This window comes from Spirosoma litoris (genome assembly GCF_054776755.1).
The window spans coordinates 531,015-553,515 of record NZ_BAAHBI010000020.1 but is presented as its reverse complement, the minus strand read 5'-3'; the positions used below and the strand labels follow the sequence as shown (position 1 = coordinate 553,515).

22 protein-coding genes are annotated in these 22,501 nt (G+C 45.9%); 14 read left to right on the top strand and 8 right to left on the bottom strand.

The annotated features are described in order from the left end of the window. Positions 1-45: 45 nt before the first annotated feature. The 4 genes from ACYVGR_RS14345 (at position 46) to ACYVGR_RS14330 (ending at position 6,156) form a co-directional block, all read left to right on the top strand. Positions 46-897 (top strand): DUF58 domain-containing protein, encoded by an 852-nt coding sequence (locus ACYVGR_RS14345; RefSeq protein ID WP_460957745.1) that lies wholly within the window; start codon positions 46-48, stop codon positions 895-897. Between the two features lie 92 nt (positions 898-989). Continuing rightward, positions 990-2,183 (top strand): BatA domain-containing protein, encoded by a 1,194-nt coding sequence (locus tag ACYVGR_RS14340; protein ID WP_460957743.1) that lies wholly within the window; start codon positions 990-992, stop codon positions 2,181-2,183. Continuing rightward, entirely contained in the window at positions 2,180-4,420 is a 2,241-nt protein-coding gene (locus ACYVGR_RS14335) for a hypothetical protein (protein ID WP_460957741.1), read from the top strand. The genes ACYVGR_RS14340 and ACYVGR_RS14335 overlap by 4 nt, the downstream gene beginning before the upstream one ends. 95 nt (positions 4,421-4,515) lie before the next feature. After that, positions 4,516-6,156 (top strand): hypothetical protein, encoded by a 1,641-nt coding sequence (locus ACYVGR_RS14330; RefSeq protein ID WP_460957739.1) that lies wholly within the window; start codon positions 4,516-4,518, stop codon positions 6,154-6,156. A gap of 81 nt (positions 6,157-6,237) precedes the next feature. On the opposite strand, the gene ACYVGR_RS14325 is transcribed toward ACYVGR_RS14330, so the two are convergent. From ACYVGR_RS14325 to ACYVGR_RS14305, 5 genes are all read right to left on the bottom strand, one after another. After that, on the bottom strand, positions 6,238-6,435 hold the full coding sequence (locus ACYVGR_RS14325) for a hypothetical protein (protein ID WP_460957737.1): 198 nt from the start codon (positions 6,433-6,435) through the stop codon (positions 6,238-6,240). A gap of 13 nt (positions 6,436-6,448) precedes the next feature. After that, positions 6,449-6,781, bottom strand: coding sequence for a hypothetical protein (locus ACYVGR_RS14320; protein WP_460957735.1), 333 nt, complete (start codon positions 6,779-6,781; stop codon positions 6,449-6,451). Between the two features lie 214 nt (positions 6,782-6,995). After that, on the bottom strand, positions 6,996-7,325 hold the full coding sequence (locus tag ACYVGR_RS14315; RefSeq protein ID WP_460957733.1) for a hypothetical protein: 330 nt from the start codon (positions 7,323-7,325) through the stop codon (positions 6,996-6,998). Between the two features lie 4 nt (positions 7,326-7,329). Continuing rightward, a complete protein-coding gene (locus ACYVGR_RS14310; RefSeq protein WP_460957805.1) occupies positions 7,330-7,881 on the bottom strand; it encodes an RNA polymerase sigma factor in 552 nt (183 codons plus the stop codon). A 59-nt stretch (positions 7,882-7,940) separates the two neighbouring features. Beyond that, entirely contained in the window at positions 7,941-8,195 is a 255-nt protein-coding gene (locus tag ACYVGR_RS14305; RefSeq protein ID WP_460957731.1) for a hypothetical protein, read from the bottom strand. A 215-nt stretch (positions 8,196-8,410) separates the two neighbouring features. Here ACYVGR_RS14305 and ACYVGR_RS14300 point away from each other — a divergent pair, with 215 nt between their 5' ends. The 5 genes from ACYVGR_RS14300 (at position 8,411) to ACYVGR_RS14280 (ending at position 13,115) form a co-directional block, all read left to right on the top strand. Beyond that, positions 8,411-8,866: a hypothetical protein gene (locus tag ACYVGR_RS14300; RefSeq protein WP_460957729.1), complete on the top strand. Its 456-nt coding sequence runs from the start codon at positions 8,411-8,413 to the stop codon at positions 8,864-8,866. Between the two features lie 178 nt (positions 8,867-9,044). Beyond that, positions 9,045-10,142, top strand: a complete 1,098-nt coding sequence (locus ACYVGR_RS14295) for a carboxylate-amine ligase (RefSeq protein ID WP_460957727.1) — start codon at positions 9,045-9,047, stop codon at positions 10,140-10,142. Between the two features lie 50 nt (positions 10,143-10,192). After that, the gene (locus ACYVGR_RS14290; RefSeq protein ID WP_460957725.1) at positions 10,193-11,029 is read left to right on the top strand and encodes a type 1 glutamine amidotransferase; all 837 of its coding nucleotides are present in this window, start codon (positions 10,193-10,195) and stop codon (positions 11,027-11,029) included. Positions 11,030-11,047: 18 nt separating this feature from the next. Continuing rightward, complete coding sequence (locus ACYVGR_RS14285; RefSeq protein WP_460957723.1) at positions 11,048-12,244, top strand: hypothetical protein; 1,197 nt, start codon at positions 11,048-11,050, stop codon at positions 12,242-12,244. 88 nt (positions 12,245-12,332) lie between these two features. Continuing rightward, positions 12,333-13,115, top strand: coding sequence for an SDR family NAD(P)-dependent oxidoreductase (locus tag ACYVGR_RS14280; protein WP_460957721.1), 783 nt, complete (start codon positions 12,333-12,335; stop codon positions 13,113-13,115). A gap of 102 nt (positions 13,116-13,217) precedes the next feature. On the opposite strand, the gene ACYVGR_RS14275 is transcribed toward ACYVGR_RS14280, so the two are convergent. Further along, the gene (locus tag ACYVGR_RS14275; RefSeq protein WP_460957719.1) at positions 13,218-13,985 is read right to left on the bottom strand and encodes a hypothetical protein; all 768 of its coding nucleotides are present in this window, start codon (positions 13,983-13,985) and stop codon (positions 13,218-13,220) included. A gap of 147 nt (positions 13,986-14,132) precedes the next feature. Here ACYVGR_RS14275 and ACYVGR_RS14270 point away from each other — a divergent pair, with 147 nt between their 5' ends. Together ACYVGR_RS14270 and ACYVGR_RS14265 are read left to right on the top strand one after the other, a co-directional pair. Beyond that, entirely contained in the window at positions 14,133-14,648 is a 516-nt protein-coding gene (locus ACYVGR_RS14270) for a DinB family protein (RefSeq protein ID WP_460957717.1), read from the top strand. A 106-nt stretch (positions 14,649-14,754) separates the two neighbouring features. Then, positions 14,755-14,940: a hypothetical protein gene (locus tag ACYVGR_RS14265; protein WP_460957715.1), complete on the top strand. Its 186-nt coding sequence runs from the start codon at positions 14,755-14,757 to the stop codon at positions 14,938-14,940. A 72-nt stretch (positions 14,941-15,012) separates the two neighbouring features. On the opposite strand, the gene ACYVGR_RS14260 is transcribed toward ACYVGR_RS14265, so the two are convergent. Further along, entirely contained in the window at positions 15,013-17,295 is a 2,283-nt protein-coding gene (locus ACYVGR_RS14260) for an OmpA family protein (protein ID WP_460957713.1), read from the bottom strand. A gap of 129 nt (positions 17,296-17,424) precedes the next feature. Next, entirely contained in the window at positions 17,425-18,798 is a 1,374-nt protein-coding gene (gene tilS / locus ACYVGR_RS14255) for a tRNA lysidine(34) synthetase TilS (protein ID WP_460957711.1), read from the bottom strand. Between the two features lie 17 nt (positions 18,799-18,815). On the opposite strand from tilS, the gene ACYVGR_RS14250 reads away from it, so the two are divergent. From ACYVGR_RS14250 to ACYVGR_RS14240, 3 genes are all read left to right on the top strand, one after another. Continuing rightward, complete coding sequence (locus tag ACYVGR_RS14250; RefSeq protein ID WP_460957709.1) at positions 18,816-20,654, top strand: OstA-like protein; 1,839 nt, start codon at positions 18,816-18,818, stop codon at positions 20,652-20,654. A gap of 94 nt (positions 20,655-20,748) precedes the next feature. After that, on the top strand, positions 20,749-21,411 hold the full coding sequence (locus tag ACYVGR_RS14245) for a T9SS type A sorting domain-containing protein (protein WP_460957707.1): 663 nt from the start codon (positions 20,749-20,751) through the stop codon (positions 21,409-21,411). 125 nt (positions 21,412-21,536) lie between these two features. Further along, positions 21,537-22,430, top strand: a complete 894-nt coding sequence (locus ACYVGR_RS14240; RefSeq protein ID WP_460957704.1) for an outer membrane protein assembly factor BamD — start codon at positions 21,537-21,539, stop codon at positions 22,428-22,430. The last annotated feature ends 71 nt before the right edge of the window (positions 22,431-22,501 follow it).

Here is a 22,501-nt window from a genome sequence, read left to right as displayed (position 1 = left end):
ATCTTTACCCTATACCATATACCACAAACCCAAAACCGTATAGTTATGCTCACAACTGATCTCATCAAGCTCAATAATCTGCAACTGGCTGGAAAATTAGTCAGCGATGAGTCGTTATTGGGTATTCAGGCCAGCCAGCGATCGGGTATTGGAACTGAGTTCGAACAATTTCGGCATTATACACCCGGCGATGATCCGAAACGGATAGACTGGAAATTATTTGCGAAGTCGAATCAATACCTGGTTCGTGAATCCGCAACGGAGAGTAACCAGCAGATCCGCTTTGTGATCGATTTGTCGGGCTCGATGAACTACACTGAAGCGGGCATCAGTCGATTGCAATACGCTAAAATCCTACTGGCTTCGCTGGCCTATCTGGCCAATCGCCAGAGCGATCAGATAAGCCTGTACAGTTTAAAGGATAGCGCTATACAAACGCTGGTTCCGGCGGGCAAACAGGCTTTTCTAAAACTCGTAGCGACGCTTGAAGCCGCCCAGGCAAACGGCCCGTGGACGAGCACGGCCACTTCATTCCCGGAGTTCAGTCGTAAGCAAAGTGAAATGCTCGTTATTGTTTCCGACTTTCTTCAGGTAAATGATGAATGGGTGAATCTGATTCAAAAAGTGGCTGGCCCCCGACGGGAGATTGTCATTTTTCAACTCCTGGGTGATCAGGAGGTCGACTTCTCGATCAGTGGATTTTATCGGTTTCAGGATCTGGAATCAGGAAAAGAAATTGAACTACAAGCCGATGCCATTCGGGATACCGTTCGCCAGCGAGCAACAGAGTATCTGAACAACTTAGACGTAAGCCTGCGAATACCACATGTTCGGCTCATCCGCATCCGTTTAAGCGAGCCGATAGCCTTAGTATTAAAACAGTTTTTGACAAGTTGACACTCGTTTGAAGTTTGTAGTTTGAGGTCTGTAGATGCTGATGTGTCATTAACTTCAAACTACAAACTTTAAACTTCAAACCACAAACACTAATGCCCTTTGTTGAGCCACTTTTCCTGTGGGGTGCGTTGGCCGTTGTCATTCCGGTCATCATCCACTTCTGGCATCAGAAGCATGGCAAACCCTTGCCTTGGGCGGCTACGCAATGGCTTGTCGAAAAGCAACAGCAACAAAGTAGAGGTCTTCAGCTTGACAATATTCTGCTGCTGATTATTCGGTGTTTATTGCTGATTCTGCTGGCTATTTTACTCGCCCAACCGCTACTGAATTGGTTTAGTAAATCACCAGAAGTAAAGAAAATCCATTTAGTACAACCTAGCTCAGCAGTTGCAGATAACTTCAAATTTGAGCTAACGGAAGCGGTCAAGAAAGGCGAAAAGGTTGTTTGGGCAGACGAGCATCTGGAAAAGATGGAGGGCAAGTCGTACAACTTTCCAAACGCCCCCGAACTTGGCCCATTACGATTGCAAACAGCTATTAATCAACTGGATGTACAGCACAACGAACTGCATCTTTATATCGGCAATAATCAGGCACTTGCTGAGGTTCCGGCCATTTCGGTTCCGGCGCGGTTTCAATTGCACAGTATATCTGATTCGACAAGTCAGCCCCGTGCTTACCTACTTCTAAAAGACGGCAAAAAACTGTTTATCAATCGAACAGGCAAATTAACGAGCAGTCCTTCGCTAGAGCCTTCGTTAAAATTCCAATCGGAACCTACGCATTCAGGGCCCATTCGAACGCTACTGAGCTATCGTAACGCACACGAAAAACAAACGGTTGCAGCTGCTCTTGCTGCCCTGACAGATGTATATGGCCTGGATTTAGTAATTGACGACAAACAAAGCCCTAATCAGGTATACGACTGGGTACTCAGCGATCAAGTGCCCGCAAAGTCATCGCCCCAAACGTTGTTTATCGTCTCCGGGAACGTGCAACCTACCGCGTTTTCTAACCTCATTTTGACGAACGAAACCCTAACACCTCAAACATCTGAGCGTGTTGAAAATGGGCAGTTACCCGAATGGCTGGGCGAACAGTTACTACAGCACTATAATGTGATAGTAACTACACAGCCACTGACTCACAGTGACTTGAAAACATTATTTATACCCTCAACCAAACCAACAACGGAACAACATGCGAGCCTTCAAAACGCACTACTCCTGTTGTTTATCGTTTTAGTATTACTCGAACGCTGGCTTGCCTTGACTAAAAACGCATGAACGAACTGAAACGCCTTATCTCGTCGGTCACATACCAGTTGTATGCCAACGCCCTGCTGCGTTGTCTTCTGCTGGCCACTTCGGCCTATTTGCTGACAGTCACGTTTACCGGACCGTCTATTTGGCCTATTGCAGCAGGTCTGGTTGGGTTTGGGATTGGGGCCGTCCTCAACAAACTCTATCAGGACAAAAAGCCCGTTGCCATTCGGCTTATTCACCAGACGGTTGGCGATACCGAATACAGTCTGCCCCTGTTAACCAAGCCTCAGCTCAATCTGGCCGAGCAACTCCAGCTTGACCGTTTGAATCAGCAAATCCAACACGTTCAGGTACCAGTTGTTGTGTTATCGAAAGCAGGGGTATATGGTTTGTTTCTCTTGGGTGCGTTGGCTGTTTATATCGGTTTCCCGATGTTGAAAAACGGGCCAAAATCGAACCCTAAAAGGAGCGGATTTCTAGCGACCATTATGCCAGAAAGTAAACCTGCTCCGCCCGCCTTCGAGTCGGCAAGTCTACGAATTCAGCCACCAGCTTATACACGGTTGCCCGAAACAAACTCAACAAATCTAAACGCATCGTCGATTGTTGGTTCAAACCTGACCTGGCAAGTAGCATTCAGTCATAATCAGCACGTATCCGTTCGGCTTGTTGGTAGTCGCGGGCAGGAGTTAGCCTTTAAACAAGCGGGTGATGGGTTCACATATCAGGATCGACTCATTAGCTCGGGGTTATACGCAATCAAAGCCTACTGGCGAACGGCTGACAACAAAGATTCCGTCATTTATCAATCTGATTTTTATCGACTTGAAGCCAAGCCAGACCTGGCTCCTAAGATTGAACCCGATTCAAAAGTATTGTATCAGTTCCACTATCTTAAAGACCCGAAAGTAATGAACATCGGAGCCAAATTTTCCGATGATTTCAGCATTTCGCAAGCCTTTATTGTAGCCACCGTGGCGCGAGGTTCCGGCGAAAATGTAAAGTTTCGCGAAATGAAATTCCCGCTTAGTCCAACAAACTTCAAGGAAGCCCGGCTCACGAAAGCCATTGATCTGAAAGCGCTCAATTTCACGCCCGGCGATGAACTCTATTATTACTGGGCCGCTTTCGACAATCGTCAGCCCGAACCAAATTTCACCAAGTCAGATACTTATTTTGTCGTTTATAAAGACACAACCAAGGTTGAAGAAAGTGAACTGGCAACGATGGCGGTGAATATTATGCCGGAGTATTTCCGGAGTCAGCGGCAGATTATTATCGATACCGAAAAATTGATTGCCACGCGCAAGAAAATGGCGGATAAGTCGAATCCGACGCACGCGTTCAAAAGCCAGTCGAATGAAATTGGCTTCGATCAAAAAGCCTTGCGATTACGTTATGGCCAGTTTCTGGGCGAAGAATTTGAGAAGTCCATTGGTGGGGATAGTCATGCGCACAGCGATGCGGCTCCTGTATCAGGCATGGCATCCATCGACGCGTACATGCACAAACACGATGAGGGCGAAGGCGATCACGGCGGTCCGGCCCAGGCGCATCATGATGATGACGATGATCACGATCATGGCCATAGTCATGGAGCGGCTGATGATAGTAAAGACCCGCTAGCCGCGTTAATGGAGCAATACGTGCACAACCACGACGATGCAGAAACGAACACGTTCCACGAACAATCGACGCGGGCATTGCTCAAAACGGCACTCGAAAATATGTGGCAGTCGGAATTACATCTGCGTATGTATGAGCCCGAAAAAGCCTTGCCATATGAGCAGGAAGCCCTTAAATTCCTGAAACTGTCGCAGCAAAAAGCCCGGACGTACGTGAAGAAAACAGGATTCGATCCTCCGCAAACGAAGGAAAAAGAAACTCGCTTAACGGGTGAGTTCAAAAACGTTACGGACGCGTTCAAGCAGGAGCGTAACTACAGCCAGCAACGAATTGAATCGCTGGTAGCCACCGTTCTGGGCTATCTGGATTTACCAACGCTCAACAATCAACAGCGGCTAACAACACAGCAGCTTAGCAATGCCCTGTCTGATCCTACTATAAACGGGAATCTGCAAAACTGGTCGATGCTGGCTACACTCCAGAAATTGGCAGGTGGCAAGTCGATTTCTTCAGCAGAGAAAACAGGACTAAAAACAAAGCTATACGCCTTAACAGGGGCGTCGGAACGAACCGGCGCATCGTATGTAAGCGACCGTAAATTGCAACAAGCTTTCTGGCGGCATTTGAAATAATGAGTACTATAAAATGGGTAATGGATAATGCAGGGCCTTCCCCATTGTCCATTTTATAGTACTCATTATCCATTACCCATTATTCATTAATTAGAATGCATACTACCATCAACTGGACTACACCTATTTCCTGGCTTATTGCGGTAGCCTTGCTGGCATTACTTGTTGTTCAGCTTTGGCTCGTTAGTCGCAATGATTCTCTTTCCAGTAATCGAAAGTGGATTCGGGCGGGGTTGAATGGTTTGCTATGGCTGGTTCTGGTTGCCTATTTTCTGCAAATTCAATGGCCTATTTCCCGAGCAACAACGCACGCTTTGCTAGTTGGCGACGATGTTCCGGCTTCAGTTGCCCGACACGTGAAAGACAGTCTTCATATTGACGAGAGTTTTAGCAGTCGGACCCTAAAAGCGAACTATGATTCGATCACGTTGATTGGTCAGCAATTCCCGACCGAAACCTTGACTCAGCTGAGTAACGCCCAAATCCAGTGGATTCCCTATAATCAACCCGATCAGCTTGAGGCTCTTCATTGGAAAGGTATCGTTCGACTGGGCGAAATGCAGCAGGTAAGGGGTCGGCTTCAATCCTCAAAAAAGCAATCACTCCAAGTCCGGTTTGGCAACAAGACACTGGATAGTGTGGCACTGCACGAAGGAGCAAACGCCTTTACATTTCAATTTCCAGCATTTACCAAAGGCCATAGTCAGGCAGAAATCGTACTCGGAACCAGCACGCTCGACACGCTTCATTTCTTTACTCGGCCAACCGATCCACTTACAGTCCAGATTTTGCTCAATAATCCGGATTTTGAGAGCAAGACTTTAGCCGATTGGTTGGGTAAGCAAGGATACACGGTAACGGTATCGGCCGCGCTTTCGAAAGCTATTAGTAGCCAGGTAAGTATTAACAAGGCGGGGAAATCAGGAAGTAAAACGACGCCCGATCTTATCATCACCGAACCCATCAACGCGGCCAGCACAGTAGTCAAAAAAGCCATTGCCGATGGAAAAGCGGTTCTTTTTATTAATCTGACAAATCCGGAAGTCGATTGTCGCACCATTAACCTGGCCCTGGGAAGCCGTTGGCAGGTACGTAAAATCAACAACGAACCACTCATTCCATTGGGCAACGGCCTGAACGCCCTCCCCTATCGATTTGCCGATAGCCCCAATCAGTTTTCAGTAGCAGGCTACCCGATTGCGGCTCAGCAAACAACCGGACGAGTGGGTGTTAGCCTATTGAGCGAAACTTACCCCCTGTCGCTGAGCGGTGATAGTGCCACTTACAATCGGGTTTGGACAGCCGTATTGGCTCGCTTATCGGAGTCGGACCAAAATACAGTTCAGGTAGATGCGCCTGTATACAGCGGTATTCGGCACACGATTTCCGTCAATAATCCCACCAACCGATTAATGAGCCTTCGTGTTGGGCAGGATACGCTTCGTCTACGTTATTCTCCAATGAATGACCGCTCAGCAACGGGAACCTCATCGTTCCGTAAATCGGGTTGGCAGCCTGTGCAGGACTCCTTAGCGTTGTATGTCAATCGGCTGACGACCAACGATCCAATTGCGAATCGGACACTTGTCGGTCAGTTTATGCAAGCTCATTCACTGTCTTCGTCCCTCGAAGGACCTACTACCCGAACAAGCACTGCTCAGCTCCCCAACTGGGTCTGGCTGGTATTGCTAGTAGGCTGTTTTACGGCTCTATGGGTAGAGCCGAAGCTAGGTTAATTATTGATTTTGTTCGATCTTAAAATGGGGTCACGGTAGGCCATATCCTGGATATATGTATACCGTGACCCCATTTTAAGATCACCTTATTGCATCAGGCTGTTTATCGGTATGATGCCCTTTGCAGTCACCATGATTGTGCCAATCGTGATGATTCTGATAACTATAATAGCCCCAACCTCGATGGCTATAGGCATGAGGACCGATGAATGTCATCAGGCTCCCGAAGGTAAGCCCGGCCGTAACGATCACGGCCCAGGGATTTAAGCGTTGTCTCATTTGTTGCGATTAGTTATACGTTTGTTGAGGTGTCATTCGTCGGATTTTCAGTGCTTTTCTGGTTGAAATAATCACCACAGCGACCACCTCGCCCGAAACGTTGCTTGAACTGATTGTATTCTTCGTCACTCATCTGGCGAATCCGGTCGGCAAAGGCGGGCATATAGCCATAGCCTCTACCTTGTCCCCATCCGCCCCTCCTGAAACGCCTACCCCCAAAAAGGCGGAACAGAGCCCCGATAATCAGAAAAAAAACCACCAGTCGAATCAGAAAGAACGGCATGATGAATAAAGCGGCTCCCAGCAGTACACCGGCAGCAATTGATTTTACAAGGTTATTGTTCATGGTTGTTGTCTAGTTATTTGTTGTTGTACTAAGGATGACGGATCAGGGAAGAAATTACTTTACCAAGGCTAAAAAAACTTGTAGAGTGATGTCAGTTTTGAGAAACTTCACCAAGTCGGGTTTTAGAACCCGACTTCACGATAAATCCTGTAAACTAAAAACCCCCACCAAAAACATCTGATGAGGGCTTACTACTAGGTTTATGTACCAACAGCTACGAGCGATCTTCGCCCCGTCGTCGCCATTCATTTTTGAATTTCGCTCGGTCTTCGTCGCTCATTTGGCGCCACTTCTCGCGCCAGGCAGGACCTCCGCCATCAAACGAGCGCCCACCCGATGGTCCCGCTTTAAATCCTCCCAGCAAGATTCGACTCAAAACCAGTAATCCCATTGCCTGCCAATAGGTAACGGCTTTCACGGGAACAACCGCAACCAGTACTCTATTCCAGAGCCAATAGACCACAAACGAAAAAAAGAATAAGGCCATCAGGATGAACACCGGAAAGAAGAAACGAAGTCGTCTTCGGCCAGGGTAATTTCTCATTGTCTTACAGGTTATTGAGTTCGTTATACAGGGATTGTAACCGCTTCCGCAAGTGTTGCACAGCGTATCGTTTTCGCGAAATTATCGTTTTCAGGTTTTCGCCGGTTTCATCCGCAATATCCTGCAAGGTGCGATCTTCCAGTTCATTTTGAACAAACACGCTCCGCTGATTTTCGGGCAGCTCATCCAGTGCCCGCATTAATTCGTCCCAGAAAATATCTTTAAAGAACTGATCTTCGGGCGTTTGTGCATCAGCTAACAGAATTTCCCGAAAACTGATCTCCCCTTCGTCATCCTCAATTATCAACTCCGATAAGGGATCTTCTTTTTTCTTCCGATACGTGTCTGTTATTCGATTGCGAGCCACCTGAAACAACCAACCGCTAATGCTTTCGATTCCATCGAGATCAACTACTTTGCTGAGTTGATACCAGACATCCTGCAAAATATCTTCCGCGTCCTCATCGGATTTCACCTGTCCACGAATAAAGCGCGACAGCCGATTTCCGTACTGCTTCACGGTTTCGATAATATTTCGTTTAGGTGGGTCTGCCATCTTACTACTAAGCGCGGTATAGATTAATGAACGAGTTGTCATGTAGCGCTACTTGAATTCTACAGGCTATATGTACCGCGTTTTAGATCATGTGTCCAGTCTTCGTGGTTAATACCTGTCATTAATCGATTGACGTTGCCAGAGAAACCCAATGTCGATTTAATTAGTGCAAAAACCAGCGGCCCTGATAACCACAAAATCAATGGAAGGTCGTAGATAAAGATGGCCGGTTGTAGAACAAGTTTATGTAGCACAGGCTGTGTCTCTTTTTTCGACAGGACTACAGGAATAGACAGGATATTGTTGACCAACATCTTGTCTACTAGTACTCGTCCAATTTAGTTTCTATAGACTCTTTGGATTCTATCGCCTTTGATTATCAGCACAATAGAACCAAAAGAATCTATAGAACCCCCTGGAATCTATTTTGCCAAAGCACTAGTCCTGTCGAAAATTAACCGTTTAATTCCAGTAACAAAGCCGTACTTTACCTGACCTACGATTAGTTTCGCAGTCTAAAACAGCAACCATGAGATATATTTCCCCTGTCTGTTTCCTCTTTTTATTAGCTGCCTGTGCGCCTAGTAAAGAGAAAATTTGCGGTAAAATGGACGACAGCATCCGCCGTTATCTTGAAAAGTCAACCAAAGACCTGACCATCCATGAATTAAAAACAACCGATTTTGTCATGATTGGCGCGGGGCGTCTGGATACTCTTAGTAAGGAAAACTATGGCAATAAAATGGCCTATTTTTCAAAACGCTACACGGCCTCTGGTAATACCGCCAAAGCGGATCTGGACTCGATCAATTACTATTCGAAACTGGATTCGCTAACAACCCTACAAATTGCGAACAGATGGCAGGACCCACAGGTCTATTATTATTCAAAAACCTATCTGAGTGCTACAATGGGTACAAAAAAAACAGCCGATACAGTGCATTATGCGCTTGATCGAACCTTTAAGCTGATTCCAATTCAATGATATTGGGGCTATCGACGATATGTTGCGCACATTATCTGCTGGCCGCCAGCGTTTATAATTGGTTAATAAAAAAAATGAATTGTCGTTGCAGGCCATAGCGCCCCAATCGAAAAACTATTATCTTACCTCTTCGTTTCTCAACTAATACGAAACTGCATTTTTCTAACCCACGACACTAATGCCCGTATTCACCCTTGGTATTGAAGAAGAGTTTCAGACAATTGACCCCAACACGGGCGAGCTTCGTTCGCACATGTCGAAGATCGTTGACGGTGGTCAAATAGTTCTCCAGGAGCGCGTAAAGGCCGAAATGCACCAGGCGGTGGTTGAAGTAGGCACTAATATCTGCACCAATATTCAGGAAGCACGCCAGGAAGTTACGTATCTCCGCAAGATGATTATCGAACTGGCCGAAAAACAGAATCTGAAAATAGCGGCTGCTGGAACGCACCCGTTTTCAGATTGGCAGGAGCAGCTTATTACTCCCAACGAACGCTACGATCGACTAATTGAAGAAATGCGCGATGTGGCCCGCTCAAACCTCATTTTTGGTTTACACGTCCACGTTGGCATCGAAAGTCGGAATGAGGGTATTCAGATCATGAATGCCGTACGGTATTTTCTGCCCCACATTTACGCGCTCTCCACCAATTCACCATTCTGGAGAGGTCGGAATACTGGTTTCAAGTCGTATCGCTCCAAAGTATTCGACAAGTTTCCACGTACAGGTATTCCTGACTTTTTCTCGTCGGCGGCTGAGTATGACGAATACATCAACCTGCTGATAAAAACGGGTTGTATCGACAACGGGAAGAAAATCTGGTGGGATATTCGCTTACACCCCTTCTTCGATACCATTGAGTTCCGCATTTGTGACGTGCCGATGCGTATCGATGAAACCATTTGTTTGGCGGCTATCATGCAGGCGCTGGTGGCCAAGATTTATAAGCTTCACAAGCAAAATCTGAACTTCCGCCCCTACCGGCGCATCCTGATCAACGAAAACAAATGGCGGGCTGCGCGATATGGTATCGAAGGAAAACTGATTGATTTTGGCAAGCAGGAAGAGGTTCCCACCCACCAGTTGATTCACGAATTACTAAGTTTTATCGACGACGTTGTAGACGAGCTTGGCAGCCGCGAAGAATGCGAATACGTGCTCAGAATCCTCGAAATGGGTACTGGTGCCGACCGTCAACTGGCTGTTTTTCAAGAGACAAATAGCTTTAAGAGCGTTATGGATTATATTATCGAAGAAACTTCTTTGGGTATCTGACAGTTATTTTTCGAACGACTATCATCAACAATTAGCCGTAACTACAACCTATGAATTTAGTAAAAATTGCCGTTCTGGATATGAATAACAATCATGCCAACGAAGGTATGCGTTGTATTCTACAACAGATTCGGAACATGCAGGGGCATACGCAGGATGAACTCAGTTATGATATATTCGATGTCCGATCAAAAAACGAAATTCCTGATTTAGAGTACGATATCTACATTTCGTCGGGGGGGCCAGGTAGTCCATTAGCGTCATCAGAAGAATGGGAAGCTCGTTATTTCGATCTGATTGACCAGATTCTGGATTGGAACAAGCATAACGATCGCAAAAAGTTTGTTTTCCTGATTTGCCACTCGTTCCAATTAGTAGTTCGCCATCTTGACTTAGGCTTACTAAGTCGGCGCCGGTCTACTTCGTTTGGTATTTTCCCGGTTCATAAAACCGATGAGGGAGCAGAAGAGCCGCTTTTTGAGGGTTTACCTGATCCATTTTATGCGGTTGATTCACGAGACTACCAGATTACAGAACCAAATACTGAACGTCTGGACGAAATGGGAGCCACAATTTTGTGTCTCGAAAAAATCCGCCCGCACGTTCTGCTTGATCGCGCGGTAATGGCTATTCGTTTTTCGACTGAAATTATTGGTACGCAATTTCACCCCGAAGCCGATAATCAGGGGATGTTACGGTATTTTCTACAAGACGAAAAGCGTAATCATATCATCTCGAATTTCGGTCAGGAGAAGTACAACGACATGGTGGCCTATTTACAGGACCCCGATAAAATTGCGCTCACCGAGTCGGTTATTCTACCCAGCTTTTTAAGTCAAGCCATTCAGGCATTGGACCTGACCGAACAGTTTATAGAACAGAATTAAGCCTGTCATAAAAAATCTATGATACAATCCGTTCGAGAAACTTTCAACCAAGCTTTTAGCCCGGAAACTTACCGGGCTTTTTTGGATAAAATAAATGCTGATCTGCCCGACCAGCTCGATTTTCGCGTAGCAGAAACGCCTGTTTTTGTCCCAAAAGTACTGACAGACAAACTACTGCAAGCTTGTGATGATATTGTCAGTGTTATTACCCGCGATGACTTCAAAAAGCTGACTGAAAAAGCCATCCCAGCTGGTCAGGAAGTACCGAACGAAGATGAACATACCCAGTTTCTGGCGGTCGATTTTGCCGTTTGTAAAGATGAACAGGGTGAGCTGACGCCCCAACTTATTGAACTACAGGGCTTCCCGTCACTCTATGGGTTTCAGCCTTATGTAGCTAATCTGTTCCGTACGATTTACCCAATTCCTGATAATTTATCACATTTGTTCACTATTGATACGAATGCGGAATATCTGGAACAACTCCGTCAAATGATCGTGGGTGATTGCCTGCCCGAAGAAGTCATTTTGCTGGAAATTTATCCCGAAAAGCAAAAAACACGCATTGACTTTGTCCTGACCGAACAGGCGCTGGGCGTTGCACCTGTCTGCCTGACTAAGATTCGTAAGGAAGGTTGTGCGCTGTTTTACGAAAAAGACGGTCGGCAAATACGAATCAAACGCATTTACAACCGCCTGATTTTTGATGATTTACAAAATTTCCCGGATTTAAATACTGATTTTCACCTCACCGACGACGTTGATGTTGAGTGGGTTGGCCATCCGAACTGGTTTTTCCGTATAAGCAAGTACACATTGCCCTTGCTGAAAAGTCCGTATGTTCCAGCCAGTTATTATCTGTCGGATTTGAGTGAATATCCGGCCGATTTAGAAAATTACGTACTAAAACCGCTGTTCTCTTTTGCTGGTAGCGGGGTTAAACTAACCATCACCACGGCCGATCTCGATGCCATTCCAGCCGATCAGCGCGATGGGTATCTGCTTCAGCGGAAGGTGAAATACGAACCCGTTATTCAGTCGCCGGATGGTTTGGTGAAGTGTGAGATTCGAATGCTGTTTATCTGGCCTAAAGAAGACCCAAAACCAACGCTGATTACAAACCTTAGTCGCCTGAGCCGGGGCGAAATGATTGGCGTTAACTTCAACAAAAACAAAGACTGGGTCGGTGGCTCGGTTTGCTTCTTTGAAAAGTAAAAATGGTATTTGGTTTGAGGTATTCGGTTTACGGTGGTTTGTCGCTAGCCGGGTCACCGTAAACCGAATACCTCAAACCTAAACCTTTATGAAAGACATACCCTCTACCGAAAAATCCTTTTTTGACCTAACAGGAAAGGTTGCCATCATTACCGGAGCCAGCAAAGGCATTGGTGAAGACATAGCCCGTGTGTTTGCCCGGTTTGGGGCTAAGGTTGTGATCAGCAGTCGTAAACAAGATGCCTGTGATGCCCTCGCCAACGACATCAAATCACAAGGGGGCGAGGCAACCGGCATTGCGGCCCACGTAGGTGATATGGTCCAGCTTCAGCAGCTAGTCGACAAGACGATTGCAACCTATGGCGGCATTGATATTCTGGTCAACAACGCAGCGTCAAACCCTGTTTTCGGTCCTTCGCTCGATTGCGACGGCGCGGCTTTCGATAAAATCATGCAGGCCAACGTAAAGGCTCCTTTTGAACTGAGCAAACTCTGCTATCCAAGCATGAAAGCCCGTGGCGGTGGCAGTATTATCATGATCAGCAGTATTGCAGGTCACACACCCGACCCAGGCCTGGGCATGTACAGCGTCAGCAAAGCGTCCTTGAATATGCTTACCAAAGTGCTGGCGAAGGAATGGGGCACTGACGGGATTCGCGTAAATGCCATTTGTCCCGGACTGATTAAAACCAAGTTCAGTCAGGCACTCTGGCAGGACGAAAAAACGCTGGCTCGCTTCACCAAACATATTCCCATTGCTCGTATGGGGACCACCGACGAAATCAGCCCATTGGCGCTCTTTCTAGCCTCAGATGCTTCATCGTATAGCACCGGGAGCCTGTTCTATGCCGACGGCGGAACGGTGATTTAAGTAAGACATTCTCTTTTCATTCTAAGCGATACTACTAATTGGGTCTGAAACGTAAGCGTGTGTTTACATTTCAGACCCAATTCTACTTTTGCGACCTAAAACTTAGTAGGTTTCGTATTCATATTCCGTTGTGGCTTTGGTTGTAACAACCTTCGTCAACAAGCCATTCGAGTCGTAAGTGTATTGCTTATCGCTTGTAACGGCATTATTCTTACTGAAAATACGGATGTCAGGCTCGCCAGTAATTAACCCGTAATAAGGATTGGGCTTGTCGTCATATTGAAAGGTCGACGTGCCATTCGCAGATTGGTTTCCACTTTTTTCTACTTTGACAATATTTCCTCCCGCATAGGTGTATTGCTCTAACGACTGCCCCAATTTAAATCCGCCAATGTCCCAAAAATCACTTATTACTTTAACGGGAAATTTAGTACCGTCATACGCTAACTGAAACTTCTTCACCAATGATGGGGAATTCGGCGGAACGTTAATGAAGTATTCGTTTACGGTACTGATATTCCCGCTCACGTCATACTCATAGGAATAGCTTACGGAGGGATTCCATATTTTTTTATAAGCACTCCAACCTGCATGCACGATGGTTGCTATTCTTCCCTGTGCATCATAGTTTATGCTTGTCGAGTCATTAGGAAGTGTAGGATTGCCGTAGTAACCAACATAGCTAACTAACCGACCACTACCATCATAATTGTACGTAGTTGTTGTTCCTATCGCGTTGGCATCCACGTATGTTGTTCTAACTTTCTTGATTCGGAACTGTTGGGTTGCCGGAACCCGATGATCTATGCAGGAAGTTAGTGTCACAAAGAGCGCTAATGCACTAAGCCAAAAACTAAAGTTGAGTCGCATATAATAGGCGTTTAATTGGTGAGACTATCAGACGTTGTTTAGCTATATAGGCGTACCTACGAAAAGGAAAGTCGTCGTAAATAAATTTTTTGCCCCTATTTTGCTAACTGTTGCTCTATTCGTAGACCCGCTTAAGTAAGTACACCTATGCAACCTCCAATTGAAACGCGTGAAGTCTGGCTCCGTGGCCCCCTACTCGATATACCACCACTGGTTCAGCCCATAGCGCATGCGTTAATGCAAGCTCGCGAAGAAGTAAACGCATTGATGCAGAATTTTCCAGAACATTTACTTTGGGAACGACCTGCGAACGTAGCGTCGGTTGGTTTTCATCTGCAACATCTGACAGGCGTACTGGATCGGCTCTTCACGTATGCGCGACAAGAAACTCTTTCAGCTGATCAGCTGGCCTTCTTAGCTTCAGAAGGCAAACCCGAGAACACATCGCTTTCTGTCCAGGAATTAGTTGATTTGTTTAGTAAGCAGATTGAAAAAGCCATTGATCAACTTCGAAGTACCGACGAACAAACCCTGACTGATGTACGCGGGGTTGGGAGAGCGCAATTGCCCTCAACCGTAATTGGCCTACTAACACACTCCGCCGAACACACGATGCGGCATGTAGGGCAGCTATCAGTTACGGTGCGTGTGATAACAGTTTAACTCCCTTTTAAGTTATCATTCATCGGCTCTTCAGACTAGGAGTCGAACTTTCATTCAGGAAGTTCACTCAAAAGGTGCGCTTTGTACTAAAACCATTCGTAAGCTCATGAAAAAATCCATCTTGGCTGCTTTCGTAGTAGCCGCTCTTTGCCTCAATAGCACGTTTGCTAATACACCTTCGCAAGACAAACCCGTATCGAAAACCACAACGGTGAAGAAAACCACGACACCATCAATGAAGTCTAAAACCACGACGTCAGCGGTGCATAAGAAACATGTTAAACAATCGTAAGTGATTTTCTAAAAAAGTAAAAGCGGCCCGTTGAAAAACGGGCCGCTTTTACTTTTTTATTGATTATGTTTCTTACTGCACAGCTAAGACTTTAAACTCTGTCCGGCGATTTTGCTGGTGTTCGCTTTCCGTGCAATTCACCCCATCAACGCAGCCGTTCAAAATTTCTGACTCCCCATAGCCACGCGCCACTAATCGATTAGCCGGAATCCCTCTTGCTACTAAATAATCCATTGCAGCACGGGCACGGCTCTCCGACAGGCGAATATTGTACGCATCGGTAGCACGAGCATCGGTATGCGAACGTAACTCAATCTGCATTTGTGGATATTCTTTCAGAATTGCCAGTACGTGATCAAGCTCATGTGCCGCATCGGCCCGAATAAAGAACTTGTTCAGGTCGTAGTAAATGTTCTTGAGTTGGAACACATCGCCTACGCCATATAAACCCAGCGAATCGGTAACAACTTTCGACTTGCGCTTCGTTTTGCCATACTGGGCTCTTTTAGTTGCATAGCGATCTTTTTGAGCCGTAATCGTATAAGGCGCATTCGGCTTTACATCGAATTCGTAGCCACCATCAGGACCAGTCGTTACCGTTTGCTCCGATTTGTCTTTCTCGTTCCGCAGCGTAACTTTCACGCCATTTGCAGGCTGCTGGTTCACCTCGGTTTTGATAACGCCCTTCACCAACGTGTTTTCCGATCTCTCCAGATAAATCGATACATTCATCACGGGTTTTGGTGATTGGGTCAAAGTTGAGAAGCGAACGCTGTTCATGGCATAACCTTCCTTGATCGCTTTGAATTCATATTCGGTATTCGAATCCACACACAAATCCGTGCGGCCCTGTACATTAGTCAACCGAAGATCCTGATTGACACCATTCCGTAAAATCCGAACGTCAGCATTTTCGAGTGGCACATTGGTTTTGGCGTCATATACCAAAATGTTCAACTGTTTACAAGTCCGTCGGAACGAATAGATATCATCGTCGCTTACCCCTTTTTTACGGTTGCTACTCACAAAACCTGTTGTGCGGTTTTTATCTGTAATGAAGCCAAAGTCATCTTTTTCGGAGTTGATCGGTGCGCCTACATTTTGAACGCCTTTGTAGGCGATACCGTCTTTTAGTTCGGCCACAAATACATCCAAGCCACCCAGACCTTCATGTCCGTCGGATGAGAAGTACAAGTCATCACCCTCTGTAGCGTATGGGAACATTTCGTTACCTTCCGTATTGATTTCCTTGCCCATATTTACGGGCGTTCCCCACTGACCGTTGTTAAATTCGACTACGTAAATATCTGTGCCACCATAACCGCCAGGCATGTCCGAAGCAAAGTACATTTTCGTGTTGTCAGCCGAGAATGCGGGATGACCGACAGAGTATTCGCTACTGTTGAATGGTACCTCCTGGATATCAACCCACTTCCCATTCTTGTTCACGGAAGAGTACAATTTCAATTTTTTTACACCATCCGAGCTTTTACCGGCTTTTCCCTTACTTGTATTGTTTCGGGTAAAGACGATAAAGTTTTGATCCTTCGTGAAGGTCATTGGCCCCTCGTGGTATTTGGTATTGAGTGTACGGCTAAAAATTTCGGCTTTCGACAAGGGTTGTGCATCGGCAGCAACTTCTGTATTTCCTGCTTTTACATCGCTACCACCACCCAAAACGGAAGAGTTAACTGAGCGATTCAGATCGGCACCCGGCACTCGAAGCTGGTTTGTATCTGGATGAAAATAGAGATCCAGGAACGGAGTCTGGTTCCAGTTGAACACCCGCTTCACTACGCCCGACTCATCACGCGCGGACACGAAAACAATTCCACCCTTATAGTACATCGGGCTAAAATCGGCCTGACGAGAGTTGATTGGCAGGTTGTACATTCGGTACGATGATGAGTCCTGATAGAACCGGCTCATATCCATATAAGACACTGTAAATCGGCGTCCACGTAGATCCTGACCCTGTTTTTCGCCATACTGACTATACATTTTCTGCGACTCCCGGTACTTACCATTAGCCGCCAACGATTGTGCATAATAGAGGTAGACTTCGCTGTCTAAATCAGTATATGATTTAACCAGTTCGCCATACACACGCTCGGCATTTCGGGTATCCTGCAACTTACGATAGCTATAGCCAAGCTTAATCAGGGCATCGCGAGTTTCGGCGGGATCTTTCTTTTTATCGACCCGTAAAAACTCTTCGTATGCCCGTACTGCGCTTACATAGCTAAAATTATCAAATTGCTTATTAGCCGCTCGTAGCCGTGCACTTTGTGCCTGGGCATTCAGACTCCAGAAGGCTAGTCCTGTTAGTAGTAGGACTCGTACAATTCGGTTCATGGTATTAGTGAGTTAGTCTCGCCGGAAACATATCAAATAGGATGCCAATTTTATAAAATCCAGTTTAAGATCAGTTCTAAATGCACATGAGCCGCGTTTTATCACACTAAAATACAATTTTCCGAATAGCTATTCAAGCGTGGAATCAGCTTTTGAATTCAACAAAAATCGGCCTATTCGTTTAGTTTCTGCCTGCACCCGAAACCGATGGTCGATACGGTACCCAATGACCCACGCAATTTGATCGCCAGAGAGCAGTACTGCCGTTTGTTCACGCTCAGTCCGACTCAGTTTCAAATCGTTCAATAAATCACTGACTAATTTATGGCCATTCAACCCAAGCGGCCGAAAACGGTCACCCTGTCGCCAGGGGCGAATGGTCAGCGGAAGTTGTAATTTATCCGCATCCAGGCAAGCGATGGCGGAATCAGCAGGAGGACGAAAGTCGGGTGATTTTTCAATTTCGTCGATGGTCAGCGAAAAGGCGCGCCCTACTTCCACGAGGCCACTCGTTAAGTCAGTTAATGTAATCTCGGGATATAGCCGCGATGGCAATGGTTCGAGTAACAGCCCGTCGCGTTCGTGACTAATCCGATGCGTTGTTGATTGAAAAACTTGCCCAACGGGTCGATTTAAAGCGTTTGCGATCTGATTTGCCTGATCATCCGTAAAGCCAAATGGTTTCAGCCAATTTGCCAGTCGAAAATCAAGTTCCGGTAAAGCCTGTAACTTAGCTGTAGGCAAACTAATCTGCGGCCCCTTCACTACGGCCGTTTGCTGCCAGGATCGCTCAAGCTCAGCCTGCATTAATGTTTCGGCAGCTCTCAGGCGCTCAATAGTGCGGGGCAACGTTTGCCATAAACCGGGGTTCAGGCTCGTCAATACAGGAACAACATGATGCCGAATCCGATTACGTGCGTACTTATGGTCGCTGTTCGAACTATCTTCTCGGTAAAGCAACTCTCGTTCATCGGCGTAAGTAACTAACTGAGGGCGAGTCGCAAATAGCAATGGCCGCACAATGCCATTCTGATTGCTGGCAATACCATGTAGGCCAGCTAACCCCGTGCCTCGTGTCAGATTAAGCAGCAGGGTTTCCAGCGTATCGTTCAGATGATGGGCTGTGGCCAGACAAGCGTATTTATATTCGTCGAGAAGTTGCGCAAACCAGGTATACCGCAATTCACGAGCAGCCATTTGGATCGAAATACCACGTTCGGCAGCCACAGCTCTGGTGTCGAAACGAGTGCAATGAAACGGAACCCCATACTGTTCGGCCTTGTTCTGGACAAAAAGGGCATCAGCCTCAGATTCTGCCCCTCGTAATCCAAAATTAACGTGGGCTATTGCAACTGGTTGGTTAATTCGGTGAAACAATTCGGCCATCACCATCGAGTCAATACCACCACTAATTGCTAACAACACACGATCATTGGAGCCGAACAGCTGATTGTCGTTAATAAATGCTAAAAAACGCTGCTCTAACATCCGGTGTCGGCCCAAAGCCGTAGTTTTGTCTTATGATTCGTTTATTTTCTCGCATTTTATTCGCTTTTATCTGGCTTTTTTTAGTGGTCTCTTCTACCGATGCGCTCGCTCAGGTAGGCGGAGCGCCTGCGGCTGCCGGTCCTGGCGATAAAGTCGAGCTATTCCACGCAGATAGTCTGGTTGTGCTTAATATACCTGGTCAGGTCGTTCGAAAGTTGCATAATAACGTTCGGTTGCGGCACAAAGGTGTATTGATGTACTGCAACCTTGCGATCCAGAACGTGACGACTAACGTAATTGAAGCCTACGGCAACGTTCGGCTGGTTCAGGGCGACACGATCAATGTGCGGGGCGACACCATGTTTTATTACGGTAACACCCGCCAGGCAAATATGCGGGGGCACGTTGTCATGCGCGACCGCAAAATGACCTTAACCACCGCTCAACTCGATTACGATATGGTATCGGGTATTGCGCACTACCCTGTCCCCGGTCGTATTGTCGATAAAGAAAACGTATTGACCAGCCTCGAAGGCTACTATGATACCCGAACCAAGCTCTCTACATTTCGCCGGAATGTTCGTTTAGTAAATACCAAAGGTACGCTCACTGGCGATTCGCTGCTTTATAATTCGCTCACCCGACTGGCCACATTTCAGGGGCCAACCCGTATCAAGAACAAAGATGGTGTTCTGACAGCCATTGCAGGTCAATACAACACCATAACGGGCATCTCGAATTTCCAGCGCCGGGCAACTGTCGAAACACCTAAATATCGGCTCACTGGCGATTCCCTTTATTACGACAACGTATCTGAACTAGGCATTGCCAAAGGCAAGGTAATTATGGTTGCTAAAGACCGTAAAGCCGTCATTCTGGGCGATCATGTTCGCTATAATGGAAAAGCAGGCATCTCGCGGGTTACGGGCCATGCGGTTGCTAAAAGTCTCGCGAACGAAGCAACAAATGATACCCTCTATTTGCGAGCAGATACTTTATTTTCTTTCGATAATAAAGTAACCAACACCCGTAGGCTGTTGGGTCAAAAAAATGTTTTTGTCTATAAATCAGACATGCAAAGTAAATGCGATTCGCTCATTTATGACATGGCCGATTCGACAATTTATTTTTATAAAAAACCCATTCTCTGGAGCCAAAATAAGTACCAGATGGAGGCCGATTCGATGACCGTTTTGCTCAAAAACAATCGGATTCATACGATGTATTTGAAAGCAAAATCATTTGTCATTTCGCTCGATACGCTTAAAAATTTCAATCAGGTTAAGGGACGTACCATTACCGCTTATTTTGCTACAAAACTGGTAAATCCAGACACTATTTCGGTGGCTTCCAATGAAGTACAGCCAAACAAAAAACGAAACGCGCAGACAAATACAATCAAAAATGCAGTAGCATCTGCAACGAATACCCTACCAAAAGGCGTATCGACTAGAAAAAACGAATCAACAACACCCGATTCAGTTCGACTGCAGGAACAGACCACATTGGAACGGGTTATTGTTGATGGGAATGGGCAGAGTATCTATTATGCCCTGAATGAGAAAAATAAATTAATTGGGTTGAATCACGTTGAATGTAGTCGGATGAACATCGAATTCACCGATAACAAAGTTGGTCGAATTCGATTTTACGGTCACCCGGATTCTCAACTAATTCCACCCAAGGAAATAACTGGTGAGACGAAAGAGTTGGATGGTTTTCGGTGGCGCGAAGCAGAAAAGCCTACCAAGGGGCAGGTTTTATGGCTCGAAACTCCGCCAACAGAAAAACCAGCCGTGAAAAAACCATTAAAAAAGAAGGGCCAAAACAAACCTTTGGCTCAAAAATTGGTTCGAAAAGTTAATAATTAAGCTTTTTAACAATTTTTTAGACAATAGTGAGTTGACTTTGTCTTTTAAGCTGAATAGGTTTGTGGTGAATAGGTGTGTACCTGAATAGACTTACATGAAGAAATTTATACTTATTGGTGTATTGACGGGCTTGCTAACGGCAACTATCCCGCTCCGAGCGCAGGTCGCTCAGCGGGATACGGATGTCCGGAAAGGGAGCCGACTCGAACTGGGCCGAACGTCATCGCCACAAAAAACAAGTGCATCTCGACTACCGTCTCAACGGTTTTCGATCATGCCTAATCCGACGTTGTCGGGACTTGATCGGTCAATAACGCTCAATAAAAACTCGGCGATCAACGAACATTACCGATCCCTGTTGCTACCGAATGCAGGCTCTAAGCCAACTGCCCGTGCGTCGTCGGCAGAAGTGTCGGCTCAGGCTACCGAACTACGATCAGCCCCTGCTCAGGAAGGCAAAACCGATAATCGCCTGTTTTCCAACGATAAGCTATGGATTTCAAACGCCTACCCTAACCCAGCCGATGATGTAGCTGAGTTAGACTATCAGTTCAGCGGTTCGGCTACGGAAGCGAAGTTGGTTCTCCTGAATATATTGGGAACACCTGTAGCTGGGTATGAGCAGATAGAACTAGATCGTAATGATCGCAAAGTTCGGATTATTACCCGCCCGTTAGATACAGGGTATTATCTCTATCAGCTCACCGTTGATGGGAAGAAAGTAGCGACTAAACGCTTGCTTGTTCGCCATCAGTAAGAGCCCGGCCTGATTTGTTAAAATAGTTTAAACAGCCTTATTTACTGTTTATTTTCAGCACTATCACAGGCTGCGTCGTCGTTAAAACGGTGTAGCCTGTATTTTTTTTGTATCTTTGCAAGCATATGCAACAACGTCATTTGGGTAAGATTCTGCTGGGAATTGGGGTAGTATTTTTACTGGGTTCGTGTAGCCCATTCTCAAAATTGCAGAAAAGTGGTAGCGATGATGCTAAGTACAAAGGAGCTATTGCTTATTATAAAAAAGGAGACTGGTACCGCGCTGGACTCCTGTTTGAAGAACTAATTCCTGTACTGAAAGGCAGTAATGAGTCTGAAATGGCTCAGTTTTATTACGCCTATACACAGTTTCATCAAGGGCAATATTTATTAAGCTCAACGCTGTTTAAGAAGTTCTATGAAACGTTTGCCCGGTCAGATTATGCTCAGGAGGCTATGTATATGTATGCCTACTCGCTCTATCGCGATACGCCTTCCTTTAATCTTGATCAATCGAACACACTGACAGCAACCTCAGCCTTACAGGATTTCATCAACGCGTACCCTGATAGCAAATATCGTGACGATGCCACGAAGCAGATTCTGGAGTTGCGCGGTAAGTTGGAACGCAAAGCCTACGAAAAAGCCAAGCTTTATTATAAAACCAGCGGCTTTAACATTGCTTCGTATAAATCGTCGGTAATTGCCATTAACAATTTCCAGAAAGAATTTCCTGATTCTGAATACAATGAGGAGTTGGCGTTTTTGAAAGTCGATGCAGAATTCAGCCTGGCTCAAAATAGTTTGGAAAACAAGCAAAAGGAACGTTATCAGGAAGCAATTAGTTATCACCAGGCATTCATTGATAAGTATCCGAATAGCAAGTACCTGAAGCAGTCAGAGAAAATGTTCGAGACCAGCCAGAAAGAAATTGATCGGTTGGATAAGGCAGAACAGGCACGTGAAAAGGAAAAAGAAAAGCTTAAGAATCTTCCGGCAAAAGTGACAGCCGCAAATTGAATTACGGTTTGCGATTTACGAATTACGAATTATGGCTAGCCCAGGAATGTAATTTGAAATCGTACCGCTCC

Coding starts and splice junctions, on each gene's coding strand:
- ACYVGR_RS14250 (WP_460957709.1), top strand. CDS start 18,816: ATGATTCGTTTATTTTCTCGCATTTTATTCGCTTTTATCTGGCTTTTT.
- ACYVGR_RS14260 (WP_460957713.1), bottom strand. CDS start 17,295: ATGAACCGAATTGTACGAGTCCTACTACTAACAGGACTAGCCTTCTGG.
- ACYVGR_RS14310 (WP_460957805.1), bottom strand. CDS start 7,881: ATGGCAGACCCACCTAAACGAAATATTATCGAAACCGTGAAGCAGTAC.
- ACYVGR_RS14245 (WP_460957707.1), top strand. CDS start 20,749: ATGAAGAAATTTATACTTATTGGTGTATTGACGGGCTTGCTAACGGCA.
- ACYVGR_RS14300 (WP_460957729.1), top strand. CDS start 8,411: ATGAGATATATTTCCCCTGTCTGTTTCCTCTTTTTATTAGCTGCCTGT.
- ACYVGR_RS14305 (WP_460957731.1), bottom strand. CDS start 8,195: ATGTTGGTCAACAATATCCTGTCTATTCCTGTAGTCCTGTCGAAAAAA.
- ACYVGR_RS14330 (WP_460957739.1), top strand. CDS start 4,516: ATGCATACTACCATCAACTGGACTACACCTATTTCCTGGCTTATTGCG.
- ACYVGR_RS14280 (WP_460957721.1), top strand. CDS start 12,333: ATGAAAGACATACCCTCTACCGAAAAATCCTTTTTTGACCTAACAGGA.
- ACYVGR_RS14325 (WP_460957737.1), bottom strand. CDS start 6,435: ATGAGACAACGCTTAAATCCCTGGGCCGTGATCGTTACGGCCGGGCTT.
- ACYVGR_RS14345 (WP_460957745.1), top strand. CDS start 46: ATGCTCACAACTGATCTCATCAAGCTCAATAATCTGCAACTGGCTGGA.
- ACYVGR_RS14275 (WP_460957719.1), bottom strand. CDS start 13,985: ATGCGACTCAACTTTAGTTTTTGGCTTAGTGCATTAGCGCTCTTTGTG.
- ACYVGR_RS14315 (WP_460957733.1), bottom strand. CDS start 7,325: ATGAGAAATTACCCTGGCCGAAGACGACTTCGTTTCTTCTTTCCGGTG.
- ACYVGR_RS14240 (WP_460957704.1), top strand. CDS start 21,537: ATGCAACAACGTCATTTGGGTAAGATTCTGCTGGGAATTGGGGTAGTA.
- ACYVGR_RS14265 (WP_460957715.1), top strand. CDS start 14,755: ATGAAAAAATCCATCTTGGCTGCTTTCGTAGTAGCCGCTCTTTGCCTC.
- ACYVGR_RS14335 (WP_460957741.1), top strand. CDS start 2,180: ATGAACGAACTGAAACGCCTTATCTCGTCGGTCACATACCAGTTGTAT.
- ACYVGR_RS14295 (WP_460957727.1), top strand. CDS start 9,045: ATGCCCGTATTCACCCTTGGTATTGAAGAAGAGTTTCAGACAATTGAC.
- ACYVGR_RS14340 (WP_460957743.1), top strand. CDS start 990: ATGCCCTTTGTTGAGCCACTTTTCCTGTGGGGTGCGTTGGCCGTTGTC.
- ACYVGR_RS14320 (WP_460957735.1), bottom strand. CDS start 6,781: ATGAACAATAACCTTGTAAAATCAATTGCTGCCGGTGTACTGCTGGGA.
- ACYVGR_RS14270 (WP_460957717.1), top strand. CDS start 14,133: ATGCAACCTCCAATTGAAACGCGTGAAGTCTGGCTCCGTGGCCCCCTA.
- ACYVGR_RS14285 (WP_460957723.1), top strand. CDS start 11,048: ATGATACAATCCGTTCGAGAAACTTTCAACCAAGCTTTTAGCCCGGAA.
- ACYVGR_RS14290 (WP_460957725.1), top strand. CDS start 10,193: ATGAATTTAGTAAAAATTGCCGTTCTGGATATGAATAACAATCATGCC.